General features: G+C 72.6%; 24 protein-coding genes. 8 read left to right on the top strand and 16 right to left on the bottom strand.

The features are described from left to right. The first annotated feature begins 97 nt into the window (after positions 1 to 97). Together AB0O48_RS07675 and AB0O48_RS07670 are read left to right on the top strand one after the other, a co-directional pair. The gene (locus tag AB0O48_RS07675) at positions 98 to 667 is read left to right on the top strand and encodes a sigma-70 family RNA polymerase sigma factor (RefSeq protein ID WP_357570860.1); all 570 of its coding nucleotides are present in this window, start codon (positions 98 to 100) and stop codon (positions 665 to 667) included. 17 nt (positions 668 to 684) lie between these two features. Continuing rightward, a complete protein-coding gene (locus tag AB0O48_RS07670; RefSeq protein ID WP_357253888.1) occupies positions 685 to 1,626 on the top strand; it encodes a CU044_5270 family protein in 942 nt (313 codons plus the stop codon). A gap of 111 nt (positions 1,627 to 1,737) precedes the next feature. Here AB0O48_RS07670 and hemB read toward each other — a convergent pair whose 3' ends face one another. The 5 genes from hemB to AB0O48_RS07645 are packed head-to-tail and all read right to left on the bottom strand — an operon-like array spanning position 1,738 to position 7,447. Beyond that, positions 1,738 to 2,721 carry a porphobilinogen synthase gene (gene hemB, locus AB0O48_RS07665; protein WP_357253886.1) on the bottom strand — a complete coding sequence of 328 codons (984 nt, stop codon included), beginning with the start codon at positions 2,719 to 2,721 and terminating at the stop codon, positions 1,738 to 1,740. Between the two features lie 19 nt (positions 2,722 to 2,740). Next, positions 2,741 to 4,321 (bottom strand): uroporphyrinogen-III synthase, encoded by a 1,581-nt coding sequence (locus AB0O48_RS07660; protein WP_357253884.1) that lies wholly within the window; start codon positions 4,319 to 4,321, stop codon positions 2,741 to 2,743. Further along, positions 4,318 to 5,286, bottom strand: coding sequence for a hydroxymethylbilane synthase (hemC, locus tag AB0O48_RS07655; protein ID WP_357570859.1), 969 nt, complete (start codon positions 5,284 to 5,286; stop codon positions 4,318 to 4,320). Before hemC ends, AB0O48_RS07660 begins: the two co-directional genes overlap by 4 nt. Next, positions 5,283 to 6,680 (bottom strand): glutamyl-tRNA reductase, encoded by a 1,398-nt coding sequence (locus AB0O48_RS07650; protein ID WP_357570858.1) that lies wholly within the window; start codon positions 6,678 to 6,680, stop codon positions 5,283 to 5,285. Before AB0O48_RS07650 ends, hemC begins: the two co-directional genes overlap by 4 nt. After that, positions 6,677 to 7,447 (bottom strand): redox-sensing transcriptional repressor Rex, encoded by a 771-nt coding sequence (locus tag AB0O48_RS07645; protein ID WP_357253879.1) that lies wholly within the window; start codon positions 7,445 to 7,447, stop codon positions 6,677 to 6,679. The genes AB0O48_RS07650 and AB0O48_RS07645 overlap by 4 nt, the downstream gene beginning before the upstream one ends. Before the next feature lie 368 nt (positions 7,448 to 7,815). Between AB0O48_RS07645 and AB0O48_RS07640 the strand changes: the two genes are divergently transcribed. Then, positions 7,816 to 9,120, top strand: coding sequence for a sensor histidine kinase (locus AB0O48_RS07640; protein ID WP_357253877.1), 1,305 nt, complete (start codon positions 7,816 to 7,818; stop codon positions 9,118 to 9,120). Positions 9,121 to 9,173: 53 nt separating this feature from the next. Further along, entirely contained in the window at positions 9,174 to 9,827 is a 654-nt protein-coding gene (locus AB0O48_RS07635) for a response regulator transcription factor (RefSeq protein ID WP_357253875.1), read from the top strand. Here the strand turns inward: AB0O48_RS07635 and AB0O48_RS07630 are convergent. Both AB0O48_RS07630 and AB0O48_RS07625 read right to left on the bottom strand, forming a co-directional pair. Further along, a complete protein-coding gene (locus tag AB0O48_RS07630) occupies positions 9,808 to 10,470 on the bottom strand; it encodes an HAD hydrolase-like protein (RefSeq protein WP_357253873.1) in 663 nt (220 codons plus the stop codon). The genes AB0O48_RS07635 and AB0O48_RS07630 overlap by 20 nt on opposite strands. A 20-nt stretch (positions 10,471 to 10,490) precedes the next feature. After that, entirely contained in the window at positions 10,491 to 10,745 is a 255-nt protein-coding gene (locus tag AB0O48_RS07625; RefSeq protein ID WP_357253871.1) for a glutaredoxin family protein, read from the bottom strand. Positions 10,746 to 11,479: 734 nt separating this feature from the next. Between AB0O48_RS07625 and AB0O48_RS07620 the strand changes: the two genes are divergently transcribed. The 3 genes from AB0O48_RS07620 to AB0O48_RS07610 all read left to right on the top strand — a co-directional run bounded on the left by AB0O48_RS07620 (position 11,480) and on the right by AB0O48_RS07610 (position 14,606). After that, positions 11,480 to 12,436, top strand: coding sequence for an ECF subfamily RNA polymerase sigma factor, BldN family (locus tag AB0O48_RS07620; RefSeq protein WP_357253869.1), 957 nt, complete (start codon positions 11,480 to 11,482; stop codon positions 12,434 to 12,436). A gap of 279 nt (positions 12,437 to 12,715) precedes the next feature. After that, positions 12,716 to 13,603 carry a DUF5667 domain-containing protein gene (locus AB0O48_RS07615; RefSeq protein ID WP_357253867.1) on the top strand — a complete coding sequence of 296 codons (888 nt, stop codon included), beginning with the start codon at positions 12,716 to 12,718 and terminating at the stop codon, positions 13,601 to 13,603. A 127-nt stretch (positions 13,604 to 13,730) separates the two neighbouring features. Next, positions 13,731 to 14,606 (top strand): HAD-IB family hydrolase, encoded by an 876-nt coding sequence (locus tag AB0O48_RS07610; RefSeq protein ID WP_357253865.1) that lies wholly within the window; start codon positions 13,731 to 13,733, stop codon positions 14,604 to 14,606. 6 nt (positions 14,607 to 14,612) lie between these two features. Here the strand turns inward: AB0O48_RS07610 and AB0O48_RS07605 are convergent, their stop codons facing one another. The 9 genes from AB0O48_RS07605 to AB0O48_RS07565 form a co-directional block, all read right to left on the bottom strand. Continuing rightward, a complete protein-coding gene (locus AB0O48_RS07605; RefSeq protein WP_357253979.1) occupies positions 14,613 to 15,509 on the bottom strand; it encodes a lysophospholipid acyltransferase family protein in 897 nt (298 codons plus the stop codon). Positions 15,510 to 15,688: 179 nt separating this feature from the next. Further along, positions 15,689 to 16,762, bottom strand: a complete 1,074-nt coding sequence (locus tag AB0O48_RS07600; RefSeq protein ID WP_357253863.1) for an NAD-dependent epimerase/dehydratase family protein — start codon at positions 16,760 to 16,762, stop codon at positions 15,689 to 15,691. Positions 16,763 to 16,884: 122 nt separating this feature from the next. Continuing rightward, the gene (locus AB0O48_RS07595) at positions 16,885 to 16,986 is read right to left on the bottom strand and encodes an AURKAIP1/COX24 domain-containing protein (RefSeq protein ID WP_007465623.1); all 102 of its coding nucleotides are present in this window, start codon (positions 16,984 to 16,986) and stop codon (positions 16,885 to 16,887) included. A gap of 214 nt (positions 16,987 to 17,200) precedes the next feature. Next, on the bottom strand, positions 17,201 to 17,410 hold the full coding sequence (locus AB0O48_RS07590) for a helix-turn-helix domain-containing protein (protein ID WP_110563213.1): 210 nt from the start codon (positions 17,408 to 17,410) through the stop codon (positions 17,201 to 17,203). Between the two features lie 268 nt (positions 17,411 to 17,678). Next, the gene (locus tag AB0O48_RS07585) at positions 17,679 to 18,863 is read right to left on the bottom strand and encodes an ABC transporter permease (protein ID WP_357253861.1); all 1,185 of its coding nucleotides are present in this window, start codon (positions 18,861 to 18,863) and stop codon (positions 17,679 to 17,681) included. Beyond that, positions 18,860 to 19,756, bottom strand: coding sequence for an ABC transporter ATP-binding protein (locus tag AB0O48_RS07580; protein WP_357253859.1), 897 nt, complete (start codon positions 19,754 to 19,756; stop codon positions 18,860 to 18,862). Before AB0O48_RS07580 ends, AB0O48_RS07585 begins: the two co-directional genes overlap by 4 nt. Continuing rightward, positions 19,753 to 21,144, bottom strand: coding sequence for an efflux RND transporter periplasmic adaptor subunit (locus AB0O48_RS07575; protein WP_365063856.1), 1,392 nt, complete (start codon positions 21,142 to 21,144; stop codon positions 19,753 to 19,755). Before AB0O48_RS07575 ends, AB0O48_RS07580 begins: the two co-directional genes overlap by 4 nt. Before the next feature lie 42 nt (positions 21,145 to 21,186). After that, positions 21,187 to 22,476: a hypothetical protein gene (locus AB0O48_RS07570; RefSeq protein WP_357253856.1), complete on the bottom strand. Its 1,290-nt coding sequence runs from the start codon at positions 22,474 to 22,476 to the stop codon at positions 21,187 to 21,189. Between the two features lie 82 nt (positions 22,477 to 22,558). Continuing rightward, entirely contained in the window at positions 22,559 to 23,479 is a 921-nt protein-coding gene (locus AB0O48_RS07565; protein WP_357253855.1) for a proline dehydrogenase family protein, read from the bottom strand. A gap of 107 nt (positions 23,480 to 23,586) precedes the next feature. Between AB0O48_RS07565 and AB0O48_RS07560 the strand changes: the two genes are divergently transcribed. Then, a complete protein-coding gene (locus tag AB0O48_RS07560) occupies positions 23,587 to 23,859 on the top strand; it encodes a hypothetical protein (protein ID WP_357253853.1) in 273 nt (90 codons plus the stop codon).

The raw sequence follows: 23,859 nt of genomic DNA, 5'->3' as shown, positions 1-23,859 counted from the left end.
CACGATTTTGGCAAAAAGCGCGGCGCTGGCGGATGTAACGCCGAATCGCCGCCGAACCAAGGAAGGGGTGTAAGGACGGCCAACGAGAGGACGGCCTGTGAGTAGCCCGAGCCCAGGCGGGGACGACCTAGCCGCCATCGGTACGGACCCCGCGGCGTTCGAGCGGTTCTACCGCCGACACGTCGAGACGATCGGGCGGTTCGTGGCCCGCCGCGTCGACGACCCGCACACCGCCGCCGACCTCACGGCCGAGGTGTTCCTGGCGGTGATCGACTCCGCGGCCGGTTTCCAGCCGGAGCGCGGAAACGAGCTGGCCTGGCTCTTCGGCGTGGCCCGCAACGTCATCGCGGCCGAACACCGCCGGGCTACCCGTCATCTGCGGGCCAGCGGTCGCCTGGCGGGACGACGGCTGTTGGACGCCGACGACATCGCCCGGATCGAGGAGCGCATCGACGCGGAATCGCTGGCGCGCCGTACCTATCGCGCTCTCGGCGGTCTGCCGGAGCACACGCGCGCCCTGCTCGAACTCGTCGCCGTCGACGGCCTGTCCCTGACGGACGCGGCCGCCGCGCTCGGGATCTCCCCGGTCGCCGCGCGGGTCCGGGTGCATCGGGCCCGCCGGGCGGTACGCCTCGCTCTCGCACAGTCCGAATCCGCGCTCGTCTGATCGGAGGGAAGGTCACCATGAGCAGAACCCCGCAACTGGGCAACTTCGAGGCACGGCTTCTCGCCGAACTGAAGGAACACCTCGGCGCCCGAACCACCGAAAGCGCCCCGGCCGCCGACGCAGCCCCGACGACCGTCCGTGCGACACGGGGCGCACGGTGGCGTAGGCCGGGCTGGCGGCTGGCCGGGGTCGGTGGGCTTGTCGTCCTGCTCACCGCCGTCGGACTGGTGACCCAGACGGTCGGCGACGCCCCACCGACGGCGAGCGCGGCCGAGGTCCTGACCGAGGCCGCGGACACGGCCCGGCAGCAGCCCGACCTGGTGGCGCGTCCCGGCCAGTTCCTCTTCATCGAACTGCGGCTGACCGCCCGGGAGGAGCCAGCGGCCGGCCCGTACGTCGATGAGCGGCTCCAACGCTGGGTGCCGGTCGGCGACGATCCGACCTGGCAGCAGCGGCGGCGGTTGGAGAGCCGCCCGGACGAGTGGCGAACCGACAACGTCTCGCACCTGCCACCGCCGCCCGGCTATTTCCAGGGCCTGCCCACCGAGCCGGAGCAGATGGCGCAACACCTGCGGGATCACCCGATCCCCCTGGACCTACCCGCCGGCGCGGACCTGGAGGCCATCCAGAACGACCCGACCACGATCTTCACCGACGGGATGTGGATGCTGGAGGGCTACGTGCCGCCGCAGTCGCTCGGCGCGCTGTTCCAGGCGATGGCCCGAGTACCGGGGGCGAGCGTGTTGCCCGGCGAGGTGCGGGACGCCGCCGGCCGACGGGGCGTGGCGCTGCGGACTCCCGGCGTGTTCGCCGCCCACGTCGACCTGATCTTCGACCGGGAGACCCACGTCTACCTCGGCACCCGCCGGCTCACGGTGCGGGATGGCAAGGAGTCGCCGTACATGAGCACCGCCGTCACCCGGCTGGCCGTCGTCGATCGGCTGGGACAGCTGCCCTGATCGGCAGAACGGGCCGATGATCGGAAATAGTGGCCTCTCCTGCCGAGGAGGCCACTATTTCCGCATGATCGCGCCGCGGGCAGCCCGTGATCGCGCCGTAGGCGGCCCGCCTCAGTAGCGCTGGCGCAGCAGCCCGGCGGCCTCGACAGCCCAGTAGGTGAGGATGACCTGCGCGCCGGCCCGCTTGATCGAGGTGAGCGTCTCCAGCATCACCCGCTCCCGGTCGATCCAGCCGTTCGCGGCGGCCGCCTCGACCATCGCGTACTCGCCGGAGACCTGGTAGGCGGCTACCGGGACGTCCACCGCGGCCCGTACCGCCGCCACCACGTCGAGGTAGGGCAGCGCCGGCTTGACCATCACCAGGTCGGCGCCCTCGGCGACGTCGAGCGCCACCTCGCGCAGGGACTCCCGCAGATTGGCCGGGTCCTGCTGGTAGGTGCGCCGGTCGCCCTCCAGCGCCGACTCCACCGCCTCGCGGAACGGGCCGTAGAACGCCGAGGCGTACTTGACGGCGTATGCCAGCACGGCCACGTCCTGGTGCCCGGCGGCGTCGAGCGCCTTGCGGACCACGCCGACCTGGCCGTCCATCATCCCGGACGGCCCGACCATGCCGACCCCGGCGGCGGCCTGGGCCACCGCCATCTCGGCGTACGCGGCCAGGGTGGAGTCGTTGTCGACCTCACCGTCTGCGGTGAGCAGCCCGCAGTGCCCGTGCGAGGTGAACTCGTCCAGGCACAGGTCGCTCATCACCACCGCGGCGTCGCCCACCTCGGCCACCACGTCGCGGATGGCGACGTTGAGGATGCCGTTCGGGTCGATGCCGCCGGAGCCGGTCGGGTCCCGCCGTTCCGGCACGCCGAAGAGCATGATCCCGCCGACGCCGGCCTGGACCGCCTCGGCCGCCGCCTTGCGCAGCGAGTCCCGGGAGTGCTGGAGCACCCCCGGGAGCGACCCGATGGCACGGGGCTCGCTCAGCCCCTCCTTGACGAACATCGGCACGACCAGCTCGGCCGGGTCGACCCGGGTCTCGGACACCAGCCGGCGGATCGCCGGGTTGCGGCGCAGCCGGCGGGGCCGGATCTCGGGGTACGACATGGCAGGCCTCCTCGAACGACTACCGGAAGCGCAGAGCGGTCGGGCCCTGCACCTTCGAACCGCGGCGCTGCTTGGCCGGCATGGCGGCCAGCTTCTCGCGCAGCTCGACGGCGTAGGCGGCAAGCGCCTCCACCAGGTCGGGCACCGAGGCGTGCGGCGGCTGGACGTCGACCCGCAGGCCGAACTCCGTCGCGGTCTCCGCCGTCTTGGGCCCGATAACCGCAACCACGGTACGCGCGTGCGGCTTCCCGGCGATACCGACCAGGTTCCGCACGGTGGAGGATGACGTGAACAAGACAGCGTCGAACCCGCCCGACTTGATCGCGTCCCGGATCTCGGCGGGCGGCGGCGCGGCCCGCACCGTCCGGTACGCGGTCACGTCGTCGACCTCCCAGCCGCGCTCGGTGAGCCCGGCGGCGAGCGTCTCGGTGGCGATGTCGGCACGCGGCAGCAGCACCCGGCCCACCGGGTCGAGGATCTCGTCGTGCGGGGAGAACTCGGCGAGCAGCCCCTCGGAGGACTGCTCCCCGGCGGGGATCAGCTCCGGCTGGATACCGAACGCGCGCACCGCGTCGGCCGTCGCCTCACCGATGCAGGCGATCTTGACGCCGCCGAAGTGCCGGGCGTCCAGCCCGTGCTCGGCGAACTTCTCCCAGACCGCGCGAACCGCGTTCACCGACGTGAAGATCACCCAGGCGTACCGGCCGTCGACCAGGCCCTTGACCGCCCGCTCCATCTGCGCCGGAGTACGCGGCGGCTCGACCGCGATGGTCGGCACCTCACACGGGATCGCCCCGTACGCGCGCAGCCGCGCGCTCATCGCGCCGGCCTGCTCCTTGGTCCGGGGTACGAGCACCTTCCAGCCGTACAGCGGGCGGTTCTCCCACCAGCTCAGCTTGTCGCGCTGACCCACCCCGACACCGACGGTGAGCACCACCCGGCCGGTGAAGCCGAGCGCGGCAGCCACGAAGCTGTCCACGGTCGACGTGGTCGTGTACTGGGTCTCGCCGGTGCCGTCGCCGGTCACCCCGACGCCGGTGGTGCCGTCGACCCCGGCGGAGAGCAGCCCGTCCCGGACGGCGGCGAGGTCACCGGCGTCCACGGCCAGCGCGAGCGAACCCCGGCCGACGGCAGCGGCCAGCGCCTCGAAGTCCAGTGCGCTGACGTCCTCGACGTCGGCGGCGGTACGCACACCGGGCAGCGGAACACCCGCGTAGGTGGCCACACCCTCGGCCTGACCGACACCGGGCACCACCTCGAAGTGGGCGGCGGTGCGGGCCACCGCCTGCACCTCCTTCACCACCGAGTCGTGGCCGAACGGGTCGCCGGCGACCAGGTGCACCGCGTTCAACCCGGATCGGGCCGCGGAGATCAGCACCTTCGCCACGTCCCCCGGCGCGCCTTCGGCGGGGGTGAACTCGGCATCGTCCCTGGCCTCGGCGCGAACGACGGCGAGCAACGACTCCGGGACTCCCCGGTCGTAGATCACCTGGTCAGCGTCGACCAGGGCGTCGTGGGCCCGACGGGTCAGCAGCCCAGGGTCACCGGGGCCAGCCCCGACGAACGCGATACGGCCGACGGGCTTACGGGTGCGGGTCATTCTGTGCTCCCAAATTGCTGGGTCCCCGGGCCGGTGTGTCCATCGTGGCCGAGGATCGAGTCGGCGCCGAGGTCGAGGAGTTCGGCGGCGAGTGCCTTACCGATCTCCGTCGCGTCGGCGGGCGTTCCGGTGCGGGACAGCCGGAGGTCACGAGTGCCGTCCGGGCTGATCACCGCCCCGCGCAGGTAGATCTCATCGCCGGTATCGCCCTCGGCGAGTTCCGCGTAGGCGGCGACGGGTGCGCTGCACCCAGCCTCCAGGGTTGCCAGAAACGCGCGTTCCGCGGTGACCGCGGCTCGCGACGGTGCGTGGTCGAGCACCGCGAGCAACTCGACCAGGCTCTGGTCGTCGACCCGGCACTCCACGGCCAACGCTCCCTGGGCGGGGGCGGGCAGCATCAGCATCGGATCCAGCGTCTCGGTGATCTCGTCGGCCCGACCGATCCGGGCCAACCCGGCCCGGGCCAGGACGACGGCGTCGAGGTCGGCCTCGGGACCGACCACCCGCGCCAGGCGGGTGTCGATGTTGCCGCGGATCGGGGTGACCTCGAGTTGCAGGCCGAGCGCGTGCAGTTGGGCGATCCGGCGCAGCGCGCCGGTGCCCACGGTGGCGCCGGGCGGTAGTTCGGCGAGCGTCCGGCCGCCCCGGGCGATCAGCGCGTCGCGCGGGTCCAGTCGGGCCGGCACCGCCGCGATGTGCAGCCCGGCGGCGATAGCCGTGGGCAGATCCTTGTAGGAGTGCACCGCGAAGTCGATCGTCCCGGCGGTCAGGGCGTCGCGCAGCGCGGAGACGAACACCCCGACGCCGAGCCGGTGCACCGGTGCGTTGGAACGATCGCCCGCGGTGACCACCTCGACCAGCTCGACCGGGCGACCGGTGGCGGCGGTCACCGCCTCGGCGACCTGGCCGGACTGGGCCATCGCGAGGGCGCTGCCGCGCGTGCCGAGGCGTAGGGGGGCGGTCATCGCGCACCTCCGGTGGGTGGGGTGGGCTCGGGGGCGTCGGCACCGGACACCGGGTCGACACCGGGCAGCGCCATACCGAGGTCGGGGGTCAGCACGTCCGGGACGGTGTCCACCGGAGAGGTCTGCGGCACCTCGAGGTCGAACAGCTCGCGCAGCAGGGCCGCGTACTGGTCGCCGCCGGGCTCCGCGGCCAACTGGCGGACCTTGACGGTGGGCTGGTGCAGCAGCCGCTGCACGACCCGGTGCACGGTACGGGCGACCTCGGCGCGCAGGTCGTCGCCGAGGTCGGGGCGACGTTGGGCGAGCCGGCGCAGCTCGGCGGTGACCACGTCGTCGGCTCGGCCGCGCAGCGCGGCCACGGTGGGCGCCACGTCGGCACCGCGCAGCCAGGTGAGGAAGCTCTCCACCTCGCCCCGCACGATCCGTTCGACGGCGGCGGCGTCCGCGGCGGCCGGACCGTCGGCGAGCAGCGCCGCCATCCGGTCGATGTCGATCACCTCGACGCCGGACAGCTCGGCGACACCGTCCTCGACGTCACGCGGGACGGCAAGGTCGAGCAGGACCAGCGGGCCCCGGACCGGGTCCCGTTCGGCGAGCGCCGCGCTGACCACCGCCCGGGTGAGGACCGGTTCGGTGGAAGCGGTGGCGGCCACTACGATGTCCACTGTGGAAAGGGTGTCGGCCAGCTCGGTCATCGGCGCGGCACTCGCCCCGTACGACTCGGCGAGCCGGACGGCCCGGTCGGCGCCCCGGTTGCTGACGGTGAGCGGACCGGCGCCCCGCCGGGACAGCGTGGCCACCCCGAGTGAGCCCATCGCGCCGGCGCCGACCACCAGGGCCGGGTGGCCGGCGAGGTCGCCGTCGAGGTGCCCGGCGGCCAGCTCGAGCGCGGCGGTGACGACGCTCTGGCCGGCACGGTCGATGCCGGTCTCGGCGTGGGCGCGCTTGCCGACCCGCAGGGCCTGCTGCATCAGCTCGTGCAGCAGGCGGCCGGCCGAGTCGGCGCCGGTGGCCCAGTGGTACGCGTCACGCAGCTGGCCGAGGATCTGCGCCTCGCCGACCACCATCGAGTCCAGACCGGTGGCGACCCGGAAGACGTGCTCCACGGCAGCGGTGTCGTAGTGCACGTACAGGTGGCTGGCGAGTGCCGCCGGCGAGGTGCCGGCCTGCTCCGCCAGGACGGCGCACACGTCGCCGAGCCCACCGTGGAAACCGGACACGGCGGCGTAGACCTCCACCCGGTTGCAGGTGGAGACGATCACCGCCTCGGCCACGTAGGGCTGGGCGACCAGGCGGTCCAGGGTGCGGGTGAGGTCTGCGGGAGGCACGGCCAGTTGTTCCAGCGTGGCGACCGGGGCGGTCCGATAGGACGCGCCGACGACGAGCAGTTTCACGTGCCGATCGCCTCCTGGGTGTCGGTGGCCGCGAACCCGCCCGGCAGGGCCGTGAGAGCGGACCCGCCGGTGGCGGGCAGCGCGGTCAGCGACGCCTTGCGGTGCTCGTGGAAGGACAGAATCTGCAGCTCGATGGCGAGATCGACCTTGCGCACGTCGACCCCCTCCGGAACCGAGAGTACGCACGGCGCGAAGTTGAGGATGCTCGTCACGCCGACGGCGACCAGCTGGTCGGCGACCTGCTGGGCGGCTGCGGCCGGGGTGGCGATCACGCCGATCGCGAGGGATTCCTCCGCGGCGACCGTCGCCAGATCGTCGACATGCCGGACCACCAGGCCATTGATCTCTTCGCCGACCCGGGAGGGATCGGCGTCGAGAAGTGCGGCGATCCGGAAGCCCCGGCCGGCGAAGCCGTCGTAGCCGGCCAGAGCGTGACCGAGATTACCCACGCCGACCAGGGCGACCGCCCGGCGTTGGGTGAGCCCGAGCACATTCTCGATCTGCTCGATCAGCAGCGTGACGTCGTAGCCGACGCCCCGGGTGCCGTACGAGCCGAGGTGCGAGAGGTCCTTGCGAAGCTTGGCGGAGTTGACGCCGGCGGCTGCGGACAGCTCCTCGCTGGAGACCGTCTCGTGCCCGGTGTCGGCGAGGTTGTGCAGCGCGCGCAGGTATTCCGGGAGCCGAGCGACGGTGGCCTCGGGCAGATCCGGGAGCGCTGGTACGGCACCGGCGCGGCCGGGCGCGCCTGGGTGACGGTGCTGACTCATGAGACTCCGTGCGGTGCGATCCTCGGCCAACTCCGCTGGTCGGCCGCTTATGGACTCCCGCTGGCGACCGAGGTTGCCGGCTGTGCTAGCAGGGCGCGTCGGAGTCACAGAGTAGGCGCTTGTGAAGACGTGCACAAATCGCGATCTTGTCGCTGCGTGCCGCGACTCCACCAACAGCTCCATTCCGCAAGATCGATTTAGCGACTTTCGTCCGTGCCGCCCAGGCAATTATTGCTCAATACCGACTTCTCTGACCAATCCCGCGCTGAGCCTCACCGGGCCGTTCCGCAGGTGGTAGGGGCAGCACTACGGGGGAGAGGCAGGGCTTCGGGATGGGGACCGGAAGTCGGAATGCCTAGCCTTTTCCCATGACCGCCGTTGCCGCCACCAGCGACCCACCGACGCTGGCACCGAGCATTCCCCGCCAACTCTTCGTCGACTCCGGCTACGTGCTCCTCGGTCTGCCTCTGGCGGTGGCCAGTTTCGTCGTCCTCATCCTCGGCACCGCGGTCGGCATCGGCCTGGTGGTCACGGTGATCGGTCTGCCGATCCTCAGCGGCACCCTGTACGCCGCCCGTGGGCTGGCCGACATCGAACGGCTACGGCTGCCCGCGGTGCTCCGGCAACCCCGGATCCGGCCGCACTACCGGCTGCCCGAGGCGGGCGCGAACGCCTGGCGAAGGATCTTCGTGCCGATGCGGGACGCCCAGTCCTGGCTCGACCTGGCGCACGGCATCCTGCGGCTCATCGCGGCGGCCGGCACGTTCGTGGTCGCCGTGGTCTGGTGGGCCGGAGCGATCGCCGGCTCGCTGTACTGGGTCTACGACTGGGCCCTGCCCCGCGCCAGCGGCGAGGGTGACCAGGACCTCGCCCAACTGCTCGGCCTCGGCGACTCGACCACCGCCCGAATCGGCCTGAACACCGCGATCGGGGTGTTCTTCCTGATCACCCTGCCGATCGTGGTGCGGGGATGCGCCCTGCTGCAGGCCAGCTTCGCCAAGGCCATGCTGACCGGGGTGGCCGAGATGCGCGACCGGATCACCGTGCTGGAGGAGCAGAAACGGGCCGCCGTGTCCGCCGAGGCGTCCGCGCTGCGCCGGCTGGAACGCGACATCCACGACGGCCCCCAGCAGCGCCTGGTCCGCCTGGCCATGGACCTCAGCCGCGCCCGGATGCAGCTCGCCTCCGACCCGGAGGCCGCCGGCCGGACCATCGACGAGGCGGTCACGCAGACCCGGGACACGCTCGCCGAGCTGCGGGCACTGTCCCGGGGCATCGCCCCGCCGATCCTCGTCGACCGGGGCCTGCCCAGCGCCCTGGCCGCGATTGCCGGTCGCGGGCTGATCCCGATCGAGCTCCAGGTTGATCCGCAGCTCGGCACTCCGGGCGGGCGGCTCGACCCGGCGGTGGAGAACACCGCCTACTTCGTGGTGTCCGAGGCGTTGACGAACGTCGCCAAGCACGCGCGGGCCACCGAGGCCGTGGTGGCCGTCGCCCGGCAGGGCACCCACCTCCAGGTGCGGGTGGGCGACGACGGTCAGGGCGGCGCACACCTGGCCAAGGGGCACGGGCTGGCCGGCATCGCCGACCGGGTCCGGGCCGCCGGCGGTGAACTGGCGGTGGTGAGCCCGATCGGCGGCCCCACCGAGATCCGCGCCGAGCTACCGCTGTGAGCAGTCCCGCGCCGCCCCCGCACGACGCGTCGGACGTGGTAGACAACACAGCCATGCGCATCGTGATCGCCGACGACGGCGTCCTGCTCCGCGAGGGACTGGTCCGGCTGCTGACCGAGAGTGGCCATCAGGTGGTGGCCGCCGTCGGGGACGGCGACGCGCTCGTCGAGGCGGTGGTGGAGCACCAGCCGGACGTGTCGATCGTCGACGTCCGGATGCCGCCGTCGCACACCGACGAGGGACTCCGGGCGGCGGTGGAGGCACGCCGGCTGGTGCCGCGTACCCCGATCCTGGTGCTCTCCCAGTACGTCGAGGTCTCGTACGCCGATGATCTGCTGGCCACCACCGGCGCTGCCGGCGGCGGTATCGGCTACCTGCTCAAGGATCGGGTCGCCGCGATCGACGAGTTCCTGGACGCGCTGCGCCGGGTGGCGGCCGGCGGCACGGTGCTCGACCCGGAGGTGGTCGGCCAGCTCTTCGCCCGACGCCGCCGCGACGACCCGCTGCGCGAGCTGACGCCCCGCGAACGTGAGGTGCTCGCCCTGATGGCCGAGGGACGCTCGAACACCGCCATCGCCCGCGCCCTGGTGGTCAGCGACGGCGCGGTGGAGAAGCACGTACGCAACATCTTCACCAAGCTCACCCTGCCGCCGGACACCGAGCAGCACCGGCGGGTGCTGGCCGTCCTCACCTACCTGCGGAACTGACCTCCCGCGCCAGGTTGACCGCGTCGAGGAGGGTGTCGGCCACCGGGTGGCCGGAGGCGCGCAGCCGGGCCGGGTCGGTGAACCCGCCGGTGTAGAGCACCGCACGACCGCCGACCGCGAGCGCGGCGTCCGCGTCGTCGATGGAGTCCCCGATCAGCACCACCGAGGCGCCGTCCACGCCCAGCTCCGCCAGGTGTGACCGGAGCGACTCGGCCTTACGGCCGCCGCCGACCGTGGCCCGCAGCCCGTCGACCCGGGTGAAGTGGCCGGTCAACCCGTACGTGTGCACGGTCGGCACCAACTCCTCGTGGAACCACATGGAGAGCAGACTCTGGCTGCCCGGCCAGGAGGCCATCGCGTCGCGCGCGTCGGCGGCCAGCTCACAGGTGGTGAGGCCGGTGCGGTACGCCTCGTGGAAGATCCGGTCCAGCCGGCCGAACTCGTCGTCGTCGACGGCCTGCCCGAGCACCTCGGCGTAGTACTCGGCGATCGGCCGCCGGAACCGCACCCGGTGCTCGTCCAGGGTGACGGTCGGCCCACCAAGGCTCGTGAACACGACGTTGGTGGCGGACACCACCAGGCTGAGGTCGTTGAGCAGGGTGCCGTTCCAGTCCCAGACGAGGTGCGGGGGTGCGGAGGTCATCGGAGCACCATAGGTACCGCTCAGAGCTGAGGTGTGGTCAGGTCCCGCAGCAGCCGGTCCTCCTCGACCCGCCAGTAGCCGTGCTCCTTGCCGTCGAGCAGCACCACCGGCAGTCGGTCTCCGTACTCCCGCTCCAGCCCCTCGTCGTCGGTGACGTCCCACTCGACCCACTTGTCGCCGGTCACCGCCACCACCCGGTCGAGTGCCGCCTTGGCGTCGTCGCACAGATGGCAGCCGGGTCGGGTGATCAGGGCGAGCCGGGCGTCACTGGACATCGGTTACCTCCGTATGGGGTTTTCGGCGCTCGCCGGCAGTTCGGTCGGCATCGTCACCGGTCGCGCCGACGCCGCCACCACGTACGCCCGCACAGTCTCGCCGGTCCGCGGGGGCGGCACACCCGGTACCGCCGACTCGGCCGGCGCGGTGATCAAGTCTGGCACAGCGGCCGACGACCCGGCCACGACCGACGGTGCGAACAGGTGCCCGAGCGGCGCGAGGGCGACCGTCCCGTACACGGGACTGTCAGGTGTGCCATCGGTGGTCCGATCAAGTCCCGCCGATGGGATGGTCGGCGTCGTCCGCAGACGTTTCGGCCACGCCCGCGCCGCCACCCGCAGCGACCGGTCCAACCGAACGGGCGACCCACCCCACCAGGGCATCCACCGAGGAACACCGGGTCGACGGAAAGTCAATCGCACACGACGGACAACCGGTCCGGCACCGCACGGAGGGAGCGGGAAATACTTCCGCCTTGTGTAACGGACTTGCCACGCGCGGGTGACGTTGGCCCTATCATCACTCGGGTCGGCTCACCCCATTTGCCGTGAGTCGACACCCCTCAGCCCGAGGAGGCCCCCGTGCCTGTTAGCGCATTGGACCAGCACCTCCAGGGGATTTGCCGCCCATCGGCAACCCCCGTGACCGTCCTGCCCGGCCGACTCCCCGGTCGGTCCGCCCCGACGACGCACAGACCGGCCCATCCGGCGACCGACGGGACGGGGGTAACCCGGTGACCACCTTCGGTTACGCGGAACGCCCAGTCGGCCTGACCGGCCAGCCGGCACGCTCGCACGTCAACGAGAGACCGACGGCCCGTGCCCCACTCGACGAACCCCACGGCGCCGCCGTGCTCGGCGACGGCACAGCCCCCCGCACCCGCAGCCGGCCGCACCACAACGAGCCGCCGCCGCGGCCCGTGGTGCCCGGCGGGAACGCGCGGCCGACCGGCGGCCGGGTCGCCGTTCCGCCTCGACCGACGATGCCGGCGCAGGGTCGACGGGTCAGCGAGACACCGACGGTGACCACCGATCCGGCGGCGGGCGAGACGGCGGTGATCCCGGCGGTGCCGGCCGCCACCGCCACGACCCCGACCGGCTTTCCGAGCCGCCCCGACCCGTCCGACCCGGCCACCGAGGTCTGGACGCTGATCGAGCGCGCCCAGGCCGGCGAGTCCGAGGCGTTCGGCCTGATCTACGACCGGTACGTGGACACCGTCTTCCGGTTCATCTACTTCCGGGTCGGCAACCGCCAACTCGCCGAGGATCTCACCTCGGACACCTTCCTGCGTGCGCTCAAGCGGATCGGCAGCTTCACCTGGCAGGGCCGCGACCTCGGCGCCTGGCTGGTGACGATCGCCCGCAACCTGGTCGCGGACCACTTCAAGTCGGGCCGGTACCGGCTGGAGGTCACCACCGGTGACGTGCTCGACGCCGATCGGGAGGACCGGGGCCCGGAGGGCAGCCCGGAGGCGGCGGTGGTGGAGCACATCACGAACGTCGCGCTGCTCACCGCCGTGAAGCAGCTCAACCCGGAGCAGCAGGAGTGCATCGTGCTCCGCTTCCTCCAGGGCTTCTCGGTGGCCGAGACGGCCCGTGCGATGGGCAAGAACGAGGGTGCCATCAAGGCCCTCCAGTACCGGGCCGTACGCGCCCTGGCCCGGCTGCTCCCGGACGGCTTCCAGCCGTAGTTTGCGACGGCGGGACCGATGGGCGTCGATCGACGTCCGCGCAGCTCAGGGTCGGTCCCGCCCGGTGACGACGATCACTTTCTGTAATTTCCGCTCCGCCCGGCCCGTAACCCGTGAACGGTCCGCCGCGTTTCTCCGGGTGCGACCGGTGGTTGTCCCGGCAGGCCGGGTCACCGAGGTCCGACCGGCAAGCCGGCGGCGCCTCACCTCCGTGGTGTCACACTGCCGCCCGGTCTCCGGCAAGGACGGCGGCCGACCGGCCGTGACCAGCGAGAGGAGGTGCCTGCGGTGGACGACATCCTCATCTCCCGCCGGCGCGCCGAGCGCTTCGCGCAGCTTCTCGACGAGGCCAACGGCGCTCGGCGACACCACGTACGAGCCCGGGTGGACGGTCAACTCGCGCCCCTCGTCGCGGTGGGCCAACGGATCAGCACCGACCCCCCGACGGTCGAGGTGGACCAGGACTTCCGGACCGGCCTGCGGGCGATGCTGCTCGCCACCGCCGAACGGGAAGGGCTGGGCACCACACCGGCGGCCAGCGAACCGGCCGCCACGCGTCCGGCCACGACCACCCGGGGACGGCTTCTGCCGGCGGTCACCGCCCGGCGGGCCCGAGCCCGGGGCGCGATCCTGGTCGGGATCGCCGCGGGCGCCATCGCCGTCTCCGGCATTTCCGCCGCCAGCGAGAACGCGGTGCCCGGTGACGCGCTGTACGGGATGAAGCGCTCGACCGAACGGGCTCAGCTCGCCCTGGCCAGCTCCGACATCAGCCGCGGTCAACTCTTCCTGGACTTCGCCCGGACCAGACTCGGCGAGGCCGCCGAGTTGCGCGGCGACCGGATCGGCTACAGCGCCGTCCTCGACGACATGGACGCCGACACCCGGCAGGGTGTACGCCTGCTGACCACCGCCGCGGCACAGCGGGCGGAGCCGGGCAGCCTGGACACGCTCAACACGTTCGTCACCGGGCAACGCCGGGCGGTGAGCGGTCTGCTCGACGGGAGCACCCGCGTCGACCGGGAACGGACCCAGCGGTCCCTGCGCCTCCTGGACAGCATCCGGGAGCGCTCGGACTCGCTGCGCGCGGCGATCGCCTGCGGCCTGCCGGCCCCGACCGCCAGCGACACCCTCGGCCCCGACCCGAGCACCTGCCCCGGGGCTCGCTGACCTCCCACCCCCTATACCGCACGTCCGACCGGCCTCGCCACAGTTCGTGCTGTGCCCGGCCGGTCGGCCGCGCACGGCGGCTACCCTCGCTGGGGGCATCCGTCGTATCGGTGAGGAAGGGAGTCGCGTGGCGCGCAGCCGTAAGGTGACGGTCAGCACCGACGCCGAGGGGCACACCGCGGGCTGGGCCGAGACCGACCTGACCCCGGCCGTCGCCTCCGCACCGGACCCGACCGCTGCGGCCTTCTTCGACGTGGACAACACGATGATGCAGGGCGCGTCGATCTACTGGTTCGCCCGTGGGCTCGCCTCCCGCAACTACTTCACCTCCGCCGACCTGGCCCGCTTCGCCTGGCAGCAACTCCGGTTCCGGTTGTTGGCCCGTGAGCACGCCGGTGACATGTCGCTGGCCAAGGAGGCCGCGCTGGCCTTCGTCGAGGGCTGGCGCGTCGACGACGTGGAGCACCTCGCGGAGGAGATCTTCGACGAGATGATGGCACCCCGGATCTGGGCCGGCACCCACCAACTCGCACAACGGCACCTGGCGGCCGGCCAACGGGTCTGGCTGGTCAGCGCCGCCCCGGTGGAGATCGGCCGAGTGATCGCCGCCCGGCTCGGCCTGACCGGTGCCATCGGCACGGTGGCCGAGGTGGTGGACGGGGCATACACCGGGCGGTTGGTGGGTGACCTGATGCACGGGCCGGCGAAGGCCGAGGCGGTCACCCAGCTGGCCGCGGTGGAAGGGCTCGACCTGGCCCGCTGCGCGGCGTACAGCGACTCGGCCAACGACCTGCCGCTGCTCTCCGCCGTGGGCCGGGCGGTGGCGGTCAACCCGGACGGCGCCCTGCTGCGGCAGGCCCGCCAGCACGGCTGGGAGGTACGGGACTTCCGCACCGGTCGGCGAGCGGTCAAGATCGCCGTACCGTCCACCGCGGCCGCCGGGCTGGTCGTCGGCGCGGTCACCGCCGGGCTGGCGTTGCAGCGCCGCCGCCGCGCCGGCTGAGATACGTCAGGGACCGAACGGGTCGGGTCGGCGCTCCAACAGTGTGTGCAGGGTCTGCTGAATGGTCTCCCGCACCTGGTCGGCGAGGTTGAAGACCACCAGCGGGTCGTCCGCCGAGTCGGTCAGGTGCGCGGTGGGGATCGGCGGACAGAACTCGATGAGCCACTTGCTGGGCAGCGGCACCATGCCCAGCGGCCCGAGCCACGGGAAGGTCGGCGTGACCGGGAAGTAGGGCAGCTTGAGCAGTCGCGCCAGGGGCTTGATGTCGGCGAGCATCGGGTAGATCTCCTCGCCGCCGACGATGGCGACCGGCACGATCGGGGTGCCGGTGCGCAGCGCCGCCGAGACGAAACCGCCCCGCCCGAACCGTTGCAGCTTGTACCGGTCGGCGTACAGCTTGCCGATGCCCTTGAAGCCCTCGGGGAACACCCCGACCAGGTCGCCGCCGCTGAGCAGCCGCTCGGCGTCCGGGTTGCAGGCCACCGTGCCACCGGTCTTGCGGGCCAGCTCGGAGACCACCGGCATCCGGAAGACCAGATCGGCGCCGAGCAGCCGAAGGTAGCGGTGGGCGGGATGCTTGTCGTGCAGCGCCGCCGAGAGGATCAACGCGTCCAGCGCCACCGTCCCCGAGTGGTTGCCGACCACCAGGGCTGGTCCGTCGACGGGCACGTGCTCGACGCCGCTGACCTCGGTGCGGAACCAGTCCCGGTAGAGCAGCCGCAGCAGGGGGTGGAAGACCGCGTCGGTCAACTCCGAGTCGAAACCGAACTCGTCGACCTCGTAGTCGCCGGAGAGACGCCGGCGCAGGAAGGCCAGGCCGTTCGCGACCCTGCGGTCCCAGTGGTCCCCCGGCCGGTCCGGCACCGCCGGTTCGGTGCCACCCGACGTCGGAACGTCGACCAGGTCCCCGGCGGGCTCGTCGGTGGTCGCGGTGTCGATCTCGTCGGTCGGCGTCGGGGTCGGCGCGGCCTGAGCGGCCGGTCGATGTCCGTTCCGCCGCGCCGGCTCCACGTCCGCCGCCAACGGCTGCGGTACGTCGAAACGCCCGACCCCCCGCGGATCGCGCCCCTCACCGGGCCCGGTCACGACCGATCCCGAACTGCGGAGCGGACCTGCCGGATGCCGTCCAGGACGAGTTGCTCGGCGGCCGCCAACTGCCCCCGGGTGACGACCACCCCACCGTGGTGGGCGCGAATGAAGTCGTCGAACGCCTCGGCGGTCGATCGGGGTGTGAAGCCGTACTCCTGCTCAAGCTGGCTGGTGTCGACCACCCGGCCGTGCACGAAGAGGTCGACCTGGTCCAGGCCGTAGCGGCCGAACCCCATGGTGCGGGCCAGCGCGGCGGCACCGGAGAGACTCGGCTCCAGCACCGGTACGGCGACCCGACCGGCCCGCCGGATCGCCTGCGACAGCGACAGCACCCCCGGACCGGCGACGTTGTAGGTGCCCGGATGGTCCTCCACGATCGAGAGGTGCAGCACCTCCAACGCGTCGTCGAAGTGCAGGAACTGCAGACGGGGGTCCCGGCCGAAGACGGTGGGCACGAACGGCTGCGCGAAGTAGCGGGTCAACGTGGTGTCGGCGGTCGAGCCGATGAACGGGGCGAAGCGCAGCACCGTCGCGGTGACGTCGGACCGGCGGCGCCGGAAGCCCCGGACGTACCCCTCAAGGTCGAGAATGTCGCGGCCGAACCCGCCACGCGGCACCTCGCGGGGCTCGGTCTCCTCGGTGAAGACCGCCGGATCCCGGAACGACACCCCGTACGCGGCAGTCGACGACCGGACCACGAGCTTGCGCAGCCGGGGAGCCCGTTGGCAGGCGGCCAGCAGGTGCATGCTGCCGATGACGTTCTGGTCCTTCATCGCGGACCGGCCACCGTGCTGCTTGTCGGGGGAGCTGACCAGGGCGAGGTGCACGACGGCGTCGACGTCCAGGTCGGCGAGGAGGCCACCGAGCGAATCGTTGTCGACGCGGATCCGTTCGACCCGGTCCAGCAGATCGGTGAACTCGGTGCCGGAATCCGGTGCGTCGACGCCGATGACCCGCTCGATACGCGGGTCGGCGGCCAGGCGGGCCGCCACGTGGGCGCCCAGATAGCGGCCCACCCCGGTGACGAGGACGACCCCCGGGGCACCTGAGGTGCCACCGAGGGTCATCTGACGCACCTACCCCGGCAGGAAGGACCGAGCCGGGACGACCACGGCCTGATCACCTGAGCCTCCGGGGGTCGACAGTTTGGCAAGTGCCGCCGAATGCCGGGCTCAGCGCCCGGCGGCGATCACTTGCCGAGACGGCGACGCTGGACGCGGGTCTTACGCAGCAGCTTGCGGTGCTTCTTCTTAGCCATGCGCTTACGGCGCTTCTTGACCACCGAGCCCATACGACAGCCTTTCGATACAACGTGCGGGGCGGACCGGATGACACCACGCAGGTGGCGACGGCGACCGCTTGCGGACAACGGACCGGACCAGTCTGGGCGGCGGGGCGCACCGGTGGGGTCTCGGTCGGGCTCCAGGGTAGCCGGAGGGCCTCGGCCGGACCAACGCGCCCCCGTCGATGCCGGTTGGACGGCACCCGGGGAGCCGAACGACGGCTCAGGCGGTCTCTTGGAAAGCGCCCCGGAGATATTCGTGTACCGCGTGCTCGGGCACCCGGAACGACCGGCCGACCCGGACGGCGGTGAGCTCACCGCTGTGCACCAGGCGATAGACAGTCATCTTCGAGACCCGCATGACCGTCGCCACCTCCGCGACGGTCAGGAACCTGACCTCCGACAGTCGCCCGTCGGACTGTGACCCGGCCATGGCTCACCAACCCATCCCATGCCCGGCGCGTGCCAACCCGACGGATGCTCCGGGCCGGGCGGCGACGCGCGTGTTACCAGTACGGTAGCGGGGCGGCTGTGACCGGCGCGATCCCTTCGTACAACTGATCATGTTTCTTCTCGCCGTTCACCCGATCCACACTCCCGGAATCTCCCCGCCCGCGCCCGGCGTCCCGGTTCCACCGACGCCGCCCGGCGTCCCGGCCCGCTCCGACGCCGCCCGGCGTCCCGGCCCGCTCCGACGCTGTTCACTCGGCGCGTAGCGCGACCACCGGGTCGAGTCGGCCGGCGCGCTGCGCGGGGACGACCCCGAAGACGATGCCCACCACCGCGGACACGCCGAAGGCGAGCGCCAACGACCACCAGGTGATCGCGGCCGGGATCGGTGACAGCCCGTTGATCAGCAGGGCGGTGCCCACGCCCAACGCCATTCCGGTCACCCCACCGATCGTGGTGAGCAGCACCGCCTCCAGCAGGAACTGCACACCGATGTCGCGGGGGCGGGCCCCGACTGCCTTGCGTAGCCCGATCTCCCGGGTCCTCTCCCGAACGCTCACCAGCATGATGTTGGAGACTCCGACACCGCCGACGAGCAGGGAGATGCCGGCGATGGCCGCCAGTACGCCGGTGAGAACGCCGAGGATGTCGCCGAGCACACCGAGGATCTGCTGCTGGGTGACCGCGCTGAACTCGGTGTCCGGGTGCCGGCGGTTCAGCTCCGCGACGATCCGTTCGCCCAGCTCGTCGATCCGTTCCCGGTCCGGGGCCTTCACGGCGATGCCGTCCACCCGCTGGGTGCCCCAGAGCCGCTGCGCGGCGGTCACCGGCACGTGCACCTCGTCGTCCCGGTCGACGCCGAGGCTCTGCCCGAGGGGCGCGAAGACGCCGATCACCCGGAACCGCACCCCGGCCAGCGTCACCTGCTGGCCGAGCGGGTCCCGGTCGGGGAAGAGCGTGCGGGCCACCGAGTCGCCGAGCACCGCCACCCGGCGGCTGGTGTCCACGTCGGTGCCGGTGAGGTAGCGACCCCGGGCCAGCGACCGCGTGAACACCGTCGGGGTGGTCTCCAGCACTCCCTGCACGGTGGTGAAGTCGGAACGGGCACCGGCTCGCGCGGTCGCCCCGGAGGCGACGGTGACCGCCACCCGGTCGGGGTCGCCGACCACCCGGGTGACGGCGTCGACGTCCTTCAGGGTCAGCGGCGAGACCACCGGGGCGTTGCCCACCTCGATGCGGCCGGGCACGACCAGCAGCAGGTTGGAGCCGAGGCCCTCGACCTGCTGTTCGACCTTCTGTTTGGTGCCGGTGCCGATGGCCACCAGCAGGACCACCGAGGCGACTCCGATGATCACCCCGAGCATGGTCAGCGCGCTGCGCAGCCGGTTGGCCCGCAGGGCGTCCAGCGCCACCCGCCACGCCTCGGCGACCCTCACGGCTCGCCCCCCGGCCGCTCGACCTCGGGCCGGCCCGGGTCCACCTCCTGCGGAAGGCGCCCGGTGGCTCCGGCGGCGCCACCGGAGCCACCGGACGGGTGCCCCGGAGCGCTTCCGGACGCGGACCGGGGCTCCGCGCTGGGAGCGGAGACCAGTGTCGCAGGTCGACCGGGATCGACGGACGGCGGTCGATCATGAGGGTCGTCGCTGTCCGCCACGACCACTCCGTCGCGCATCGTGATCCGCCGCTGGGCCCGGGCCGCCACCTCCTGGTCGTGGGTGACCATCACCAGCGCCACCCCGGACTCCACGTTCAACTGTTCCAACAGCTCCAGCACCGCCGCACCGGTGACGCTGTCCAGGTTGCCCGTCGGTTCGTCGGCCAGCAGCACCGTCGGCTCGGTGACCAGCGCGCGGGCGATCGCCACCCGTTGCTGCTCCCCACCGGACATCTGGTTGGGCCGGTGGTCCAGGCGGTGCCCGAGGCCGACCCGGCCGAGCATCGCCGCCGCCCGCTCCCGACGCTGCCGCGCCGGCACGCCCCGGTAGACGAGCGGGAGGGCCACGTTCTCCACCGCCGAGGTACGCGGCAACAGGTGGAACGCCTGGAAGACGAAGCCGATCGTCTCGTTGCGCAGGGCGGCCATCTCCGGCGGCGTGAGGGCGTTGACGTCCCGACCACCGATCACCAGACGCCCACCGGTCGGCCGGTCCAACCCTCCGAGGAGGTGCATGAGGGTGGACTTGCCCGAGCCGGACGGACCGACCAGGGCCACGTAGTCACCCGCTCGCACGACCAGCGACACCCCGCGCAGGGCCTCGACGGACACCCCGTCCAGTTGGTACGTCCGGGACACCTCCACCGCCTCGATCGCCGGCGGGGCGTCGGTCACCGCACCTCCTGGCCGTCGCGCACCTGGTCGGTGCCGCGCACCACGATCCGGTCGCCGGGCTGCACGCCGTTGATGATCTGCACCAGATCCGACCCCTGGACGCCCACGGTGACCGCCGCCCGCCCGGCCCTGCCGTCGCGGACCACCCAGACCGCGTCCCGGCCGTCGGCGGAGAACACCGCCGAAGCGGGTACGGTCACCGCGTCGGCGGCCTCACGCACCCGCAGATGGACTATCGCGTTCATGCCCGGGCGGGGCGTCGGAGCCGGCTCGTCCTCGGCCAGCTTTCCGGCGCCCAGCGCGAGGCGCACCCGGTAGGTCACCCCGCCCTGGGCGGAGTTGGTGGGCAGCACGTCCACCGAGCGCACCGTCGCGTCGTAGCTGGCGCCGCTGACGGCGTCCAACTCGACGGTGGCGGTCACCCCGGCCTTTACCAGCAGCACGTCGGTCTCGTCCACCTCGGCGAGCAACCCCAACTGCCCGGTGTCCACCACGGTCAGCACCGGTGTGCCGGCGGTGACCTGGCCGCCGACCGCGACCGCGTCGTCCACCCCGGGAGGAGGCCCGCCCTGGCCGGACGTCAGCGCGGACGGGTTGAGACCGGCGGCCTGGGCACCACCGGCCTGCTCCAACAGCCCCGCGAGGCCACCGGTCGCGCCACCGCCCGCCCGGGTGCCGCCCGGTTGCACGATGCCGGCGATCGGGGCGCGCAGGGTCAGCGCGTCGACAGTCGCCTTCGCCAGGTCGTACGCCTGCTGGGCCTGGAGCCGTTGGGCCGCGGAGAGCGCGCCGACGGCCGAGCTCAGCCCGTTGATCCCCCGCTGCACCGCGCGGACGGCCTGGTCGGCGCTGCGCGCGGCGGCCGCGTACTGCCGCTGCGCGGACGTCACCTGGGTCAGCAGGGCGTCCCGCAACTGCGGTTCGGCGATTTTCTCGGCGGCCTTGCGGGCGGCGTCGAACGCCTCGTCGGCCGCCTTGTCGGTGCCACGTCGACTGCTTGCCAGGTTGCCCGTGGAGACACCCCGACCGGCGCGCTTGGCCGCGTCCAACGCCTCCTTCGCCTGGCGCAGCCGCTGCCGGGCCGAGGGCGAGTCGACCACGGCGAGGACCTGGCCGGCTTTGACCCGCTGTCCGGGCTGGACACGCAGGCTTGCCAGCGAGCCGTCGGCGGGGGCGGTCAGGGTCGCGGCGGCGCGGGCGGTGACGGTAGCCGGAGCGTCGATCAGCTCGCTGACCGGGTTGCGGGCGGCCGACGCCAGCGCGAGGTCGGCGCCGTCATCGCCGCACGAGGCGGCGGTGGTGGCGGTGAGGACGACGGCGGCGGTCAGGGCGACGAGCAGGCGGGGCCGGACGGTGCTGCCCGGCCGAGCTGACTGAGGGCGGCGCACGCATCGATGGTACGGCGCGCCGTCCCGCCACCTGCGAGCACGTCAGGCGGTGGCGGCGCGGACGTACGCGACGCACTCGTCGTGCAGCGTCGACCACTGCTCGCCGAACGCCTCCTCGGCAGCCACCTCGAGGGTCTTGCGCTCGTGCACCACAGCCTTGAAGAAGGTGAGCAACCGCTGCGGCCCGTACCTGTCGACGAGGTGCCGGACGGCCAGGTAGCCGACGCCGTAGCTGCCGGCGACCTGCTCGGCGGAGGCGTCGTCGGCCGGGTTGACGCCCGCCAACTTGCCGTCCCAGCCGGCCCGGACCAGTTTGCGCACCTCGGCGAGCCCCTCGTACCTGTCGACCGCCTGCCCGCCGGCGCCCGCGAACTCGGCCAGCCCCTCCACCAGCCACCAGGTGGTCTTGCCCGGGTAGCCGCGTTCCGGAAGCGAGGCCGCGTGGGTCAACTCGTGCCGGAGCAAATCGTCGGTGCCGCTGCTGGAGAGCCCGTCGGCGTTGAGCACCACCTCGTGGTGGCCGCCGCCCACGGTGACCGCGTAACCGCCGGTCCACCCTGGCCGGTCGCCGCCGTACCAACGCTTCCACTCGGCGGGGCCGGCGTAGAAGATCCGGTAGCGGTCCGGCGGCGAGCCGGCGACCGCGTACCCGTCGGCGACCTTTGCGGCCGCCTCGGCCTGGGCGAGCAGGCCGGGCAGCTTGCCGCGCAGCGCCGGGGTGGTGGCGACGATGGTCCGCGCGCCGATCGCCACGGCCAGGTCGCTGATCTCCCACGGTCGGGTGCCGGTCTCCACCGACTTGGATTCCTCCATGGCGACCAACCGGGGCTGGTCGCCGGACTCCCGCCAACGGGTGCCGATCAGCACCGGGCTGGGCCGGCAGTTCGGGGCGACGAAGCAGTACTGGAAGCGCACCAGGAGCCGCCACTCCCCCGGCTTGCCGACGATCGGCGCGGGCAGGCCGCTCGGTTCGGCCCGCCAAACGGTCACCTTCAGCTCGCGTAGTGCCGCGAAACGTCGGCGCAGGTCGGCGTGCACGGCGGGTTCGGCGATCGCGAGGAACCCGGCGCGGTCGCCGCCGAGCAGCGCCGTGGACTGCCGGTCGAGCTGGGCGGTCATCCGGTCGGTCAGCTCTCGGGCCGCTGCCGTGGCGGGATCGTCGGCCGTCGAGACACCGGCCCGGCTGATCGTGGACCGGGCGCCACTCTCCCGGATCACGCCCGCGACGAGCAGGGCCGGCAGGCCGCAGCCCAGCAGCAGGACGACCACCACGAGCACCGTCCACAGCGGCCAGAGCCGCCGTGGTGCTGGCTGCTGCACCCCGTCAGTCACCCGCCGAAGGGTACGACCAAACCCTGAACGCGGCGAGGCCGCCCCGGCCGATCGGTCCGGCCCGTCGGCCGGGGCGGAGGAACTACTTCTTGGAGATCAGGGCGCGGCCGAAGAAGACCAGGTTGGCGGGGCGCTCGGCGAGCCGGCGCATCAGGTAGCCGTACCACTCGTCGCCGTACGGGACGTACGTGCGCACGGTGTAGCCCTCGCCGGCCAGTCGGGCCTGCTCCTCGGGGCGGATGCCGTAGAGCATCTGGAACTCGAAGCGCTCCGGTCCCCGGTCGAACCACCGGGCCCGGTCCTCGCCGATGGCGATCATCCGCGGGTCGTGGGTGGCCAGCATCGGGTACCCGTCGCCGGACATCAGGATGTTCATGCAGCGCACGTACGACTTGTCCACCTCACGGGCCGACTGGTACGCCACCGACTCCGGCTCCTTGTACGCGCCCTTGCACAACCGCACCCGCGAACCGGCCGAGGACAGCTCCCGGCAGTCCGACTCGGTCCGGCGCAGGTACGCCTGGAGCACGGCACCCGTCGACGGGAAGTCCTTGCGCAGCCGGCTCAGCACCTCCAACGTCGAGTCGGTGGTGGTGTGGTCCTCCATGTCCAGGGTGACAGTGGTGCCCGCGGCGTCCGCCGCCGCGCAGATCGCCCGCGCGTTGTCGTACGCCAACTGCTCGTCGAACATCTGGCCGAGGGCGGAGAGCTTCACGCTCACCTCGGCGGGCGGGGTGAGCCCGGCGCCACCGAGCATCTTCAGCAACTTCAGGTATTCGTCGCGGGTGGCGATGGCCTGCTCGGGGGTGACGGTGTCCTCACCGAGGTGGTCGAGGGTGACCGCGAGACCGTCGTCGACGAGCCCGCGGGTCGCGCGCAACGCGTCGTCGGTGGTGGCGCCGGCGACGAACCGGCGAACGACGTCCCGGGTGTACGGGGCGGTCGCGACGAGCCGCTCGACCTGGGATGACCGGGAGGCGGCGAGGATGACGGAACGGAGCATGAACCGAGCGTATCGCCCCTGCCAGGAGCCCCGCCGGGGGGCGGGGAGAGCCGCCTCGCGCGGGGGGCGGGGCGGCGGCGGTGGCGCCCATCGGCTACAACGATGCCGTGGACCAACGCCCCCGCCGCCGGCTACGGTCGGCCTCCGTGCAGCTCGGCGCGCTCACCGCTCTCGCGCTCGCCCTCTCCGGCTGCAACATGACCTCTGACGACGACGATGACGACGACTGCGCCCTCGGGCCGGTCGGCGGCGGCGACACTGTCGCGTTGGCGATGCGGGTCCCCGACCCGGCCACCGGCCGCGCCGCCCCGGAGCCGACCACAGCCGCCGTGCCCGACCGGGGCGGGTTCGGCACCCACCTCGCCTCCTGCGGCGGCTGA

Source organism: Micromonospora sp. NPDC085948 (assembly GCF_040686315.1).
Lineage (GTDB): Bacteria > Actinomycetota > Actinomycetes > Mycobacteriales > Micromonosporaceae > Micromonospora.
This window is presented reverse-complemented; position numbering and strand designations above follow the sequence as displayed.

What these genes read in the sequence shown, in the direction of transcription:
- AB0O48_RS07670 (WP_357253888.1), top strand. Translation starts at nt 685, where the DNA reads ATGAGCAGAACCCCGCAACTGGGCAACTTCGAGGCACGGCTTCTCGCC.
- hemB (WP_357253886.1), bottom strand. Translation starts at nt 2,721, where the DNA reads ATGTCGTACCCCGAGATCCGGCCCCGCCGGCTGCGCCGCAACCCGGCG.
- AB0O48_RS07660 (WP_357253884.1), bottom strand. Translation starts at nt 4,321, where the DNA reads ATGACCCGCACCCGTAAGCCCGTCGGCCGTATCGCGTTCGTCGGGGCT.
- hemC (WP_357570859.1), bottom strand. Translation starts at nt 5,286, where the DNA reads ATGACCGCCCCCCTACGCCTCGGCACGCGCGGCAGCGCCCTCGCGATG.
- AB0O48_RS07645 (WP_357253879.1), bottom strand. Translation starts at nt 7,447, where the DNA reads ATGAGTCAGCACCGTCACCCAGGCGCGCCCGGCCGCGCCGGTGCCGTA.
- AB0O48_RS07640 (WP_357253877.1), top strand. Translation starts at nt 7,816, where the DNA reads ATGACCGCCGTTGCCGCCACCAGCGACCCACCGACGCTGGCACCGAGC.
- AB0O48_RS07635 (WP_357253875.1), top strand. Translation starts at nt 9,174, where the DNA reads ATGCGCATCGTGATCGCCGACGACGGCGTCCTGCTCCGCGAGGGACTG.
- AB0O48_RS07630 (WP_357253873.1), bottom strand. Translation starts at nt 10,470, where the DNA reads ATGACCTCCGCACCCCCGCACCTCGTCTGGGACTGGAACGGCACCCTG.
- AB0O48_RS07625 (WP_357253871.1), bottom strand. Translation starts at nt 10,745, where the DNA reads ATGTCCAGTGACGCCCGGCTCGCCCTGATCACCCGACCCGGCTGCCAT.
- AB0O48_RS07600 (WP_357253863.1), bottom strand. Translation starts at nt 16,762, where the DNA reads ATGACCCTCGGTGGCACCTCAGGTGCCCCGGGGGTCGTCCTCGTCACC.
- AB0O48_RS07595 (WP_007465623.1), bottom strand. Translation starts at nt 16,986, where the DNA reads ATGGGCTCGGTGGTCAAGAAGCGCCGTAAGCGCATGGCTAAGAAGAAG.
- AB0O48_RS07590 (WP_110563213.1), bottom strand. Translation starts at nt 17,410, where the DNA reads ATGGCCGGGTCACAGTCCGACGGGCGACTGTCGGAGGTCAGGTTCCTG.
- AB0O48_RS07565 (WP_357253855.1), bottom strand. Translation starts at nt 23,479, where the DNA reads ATGCTCCGTTCCGTCATCCTCGCCGCCTCCCGGTCATCCCAGGTCGAG.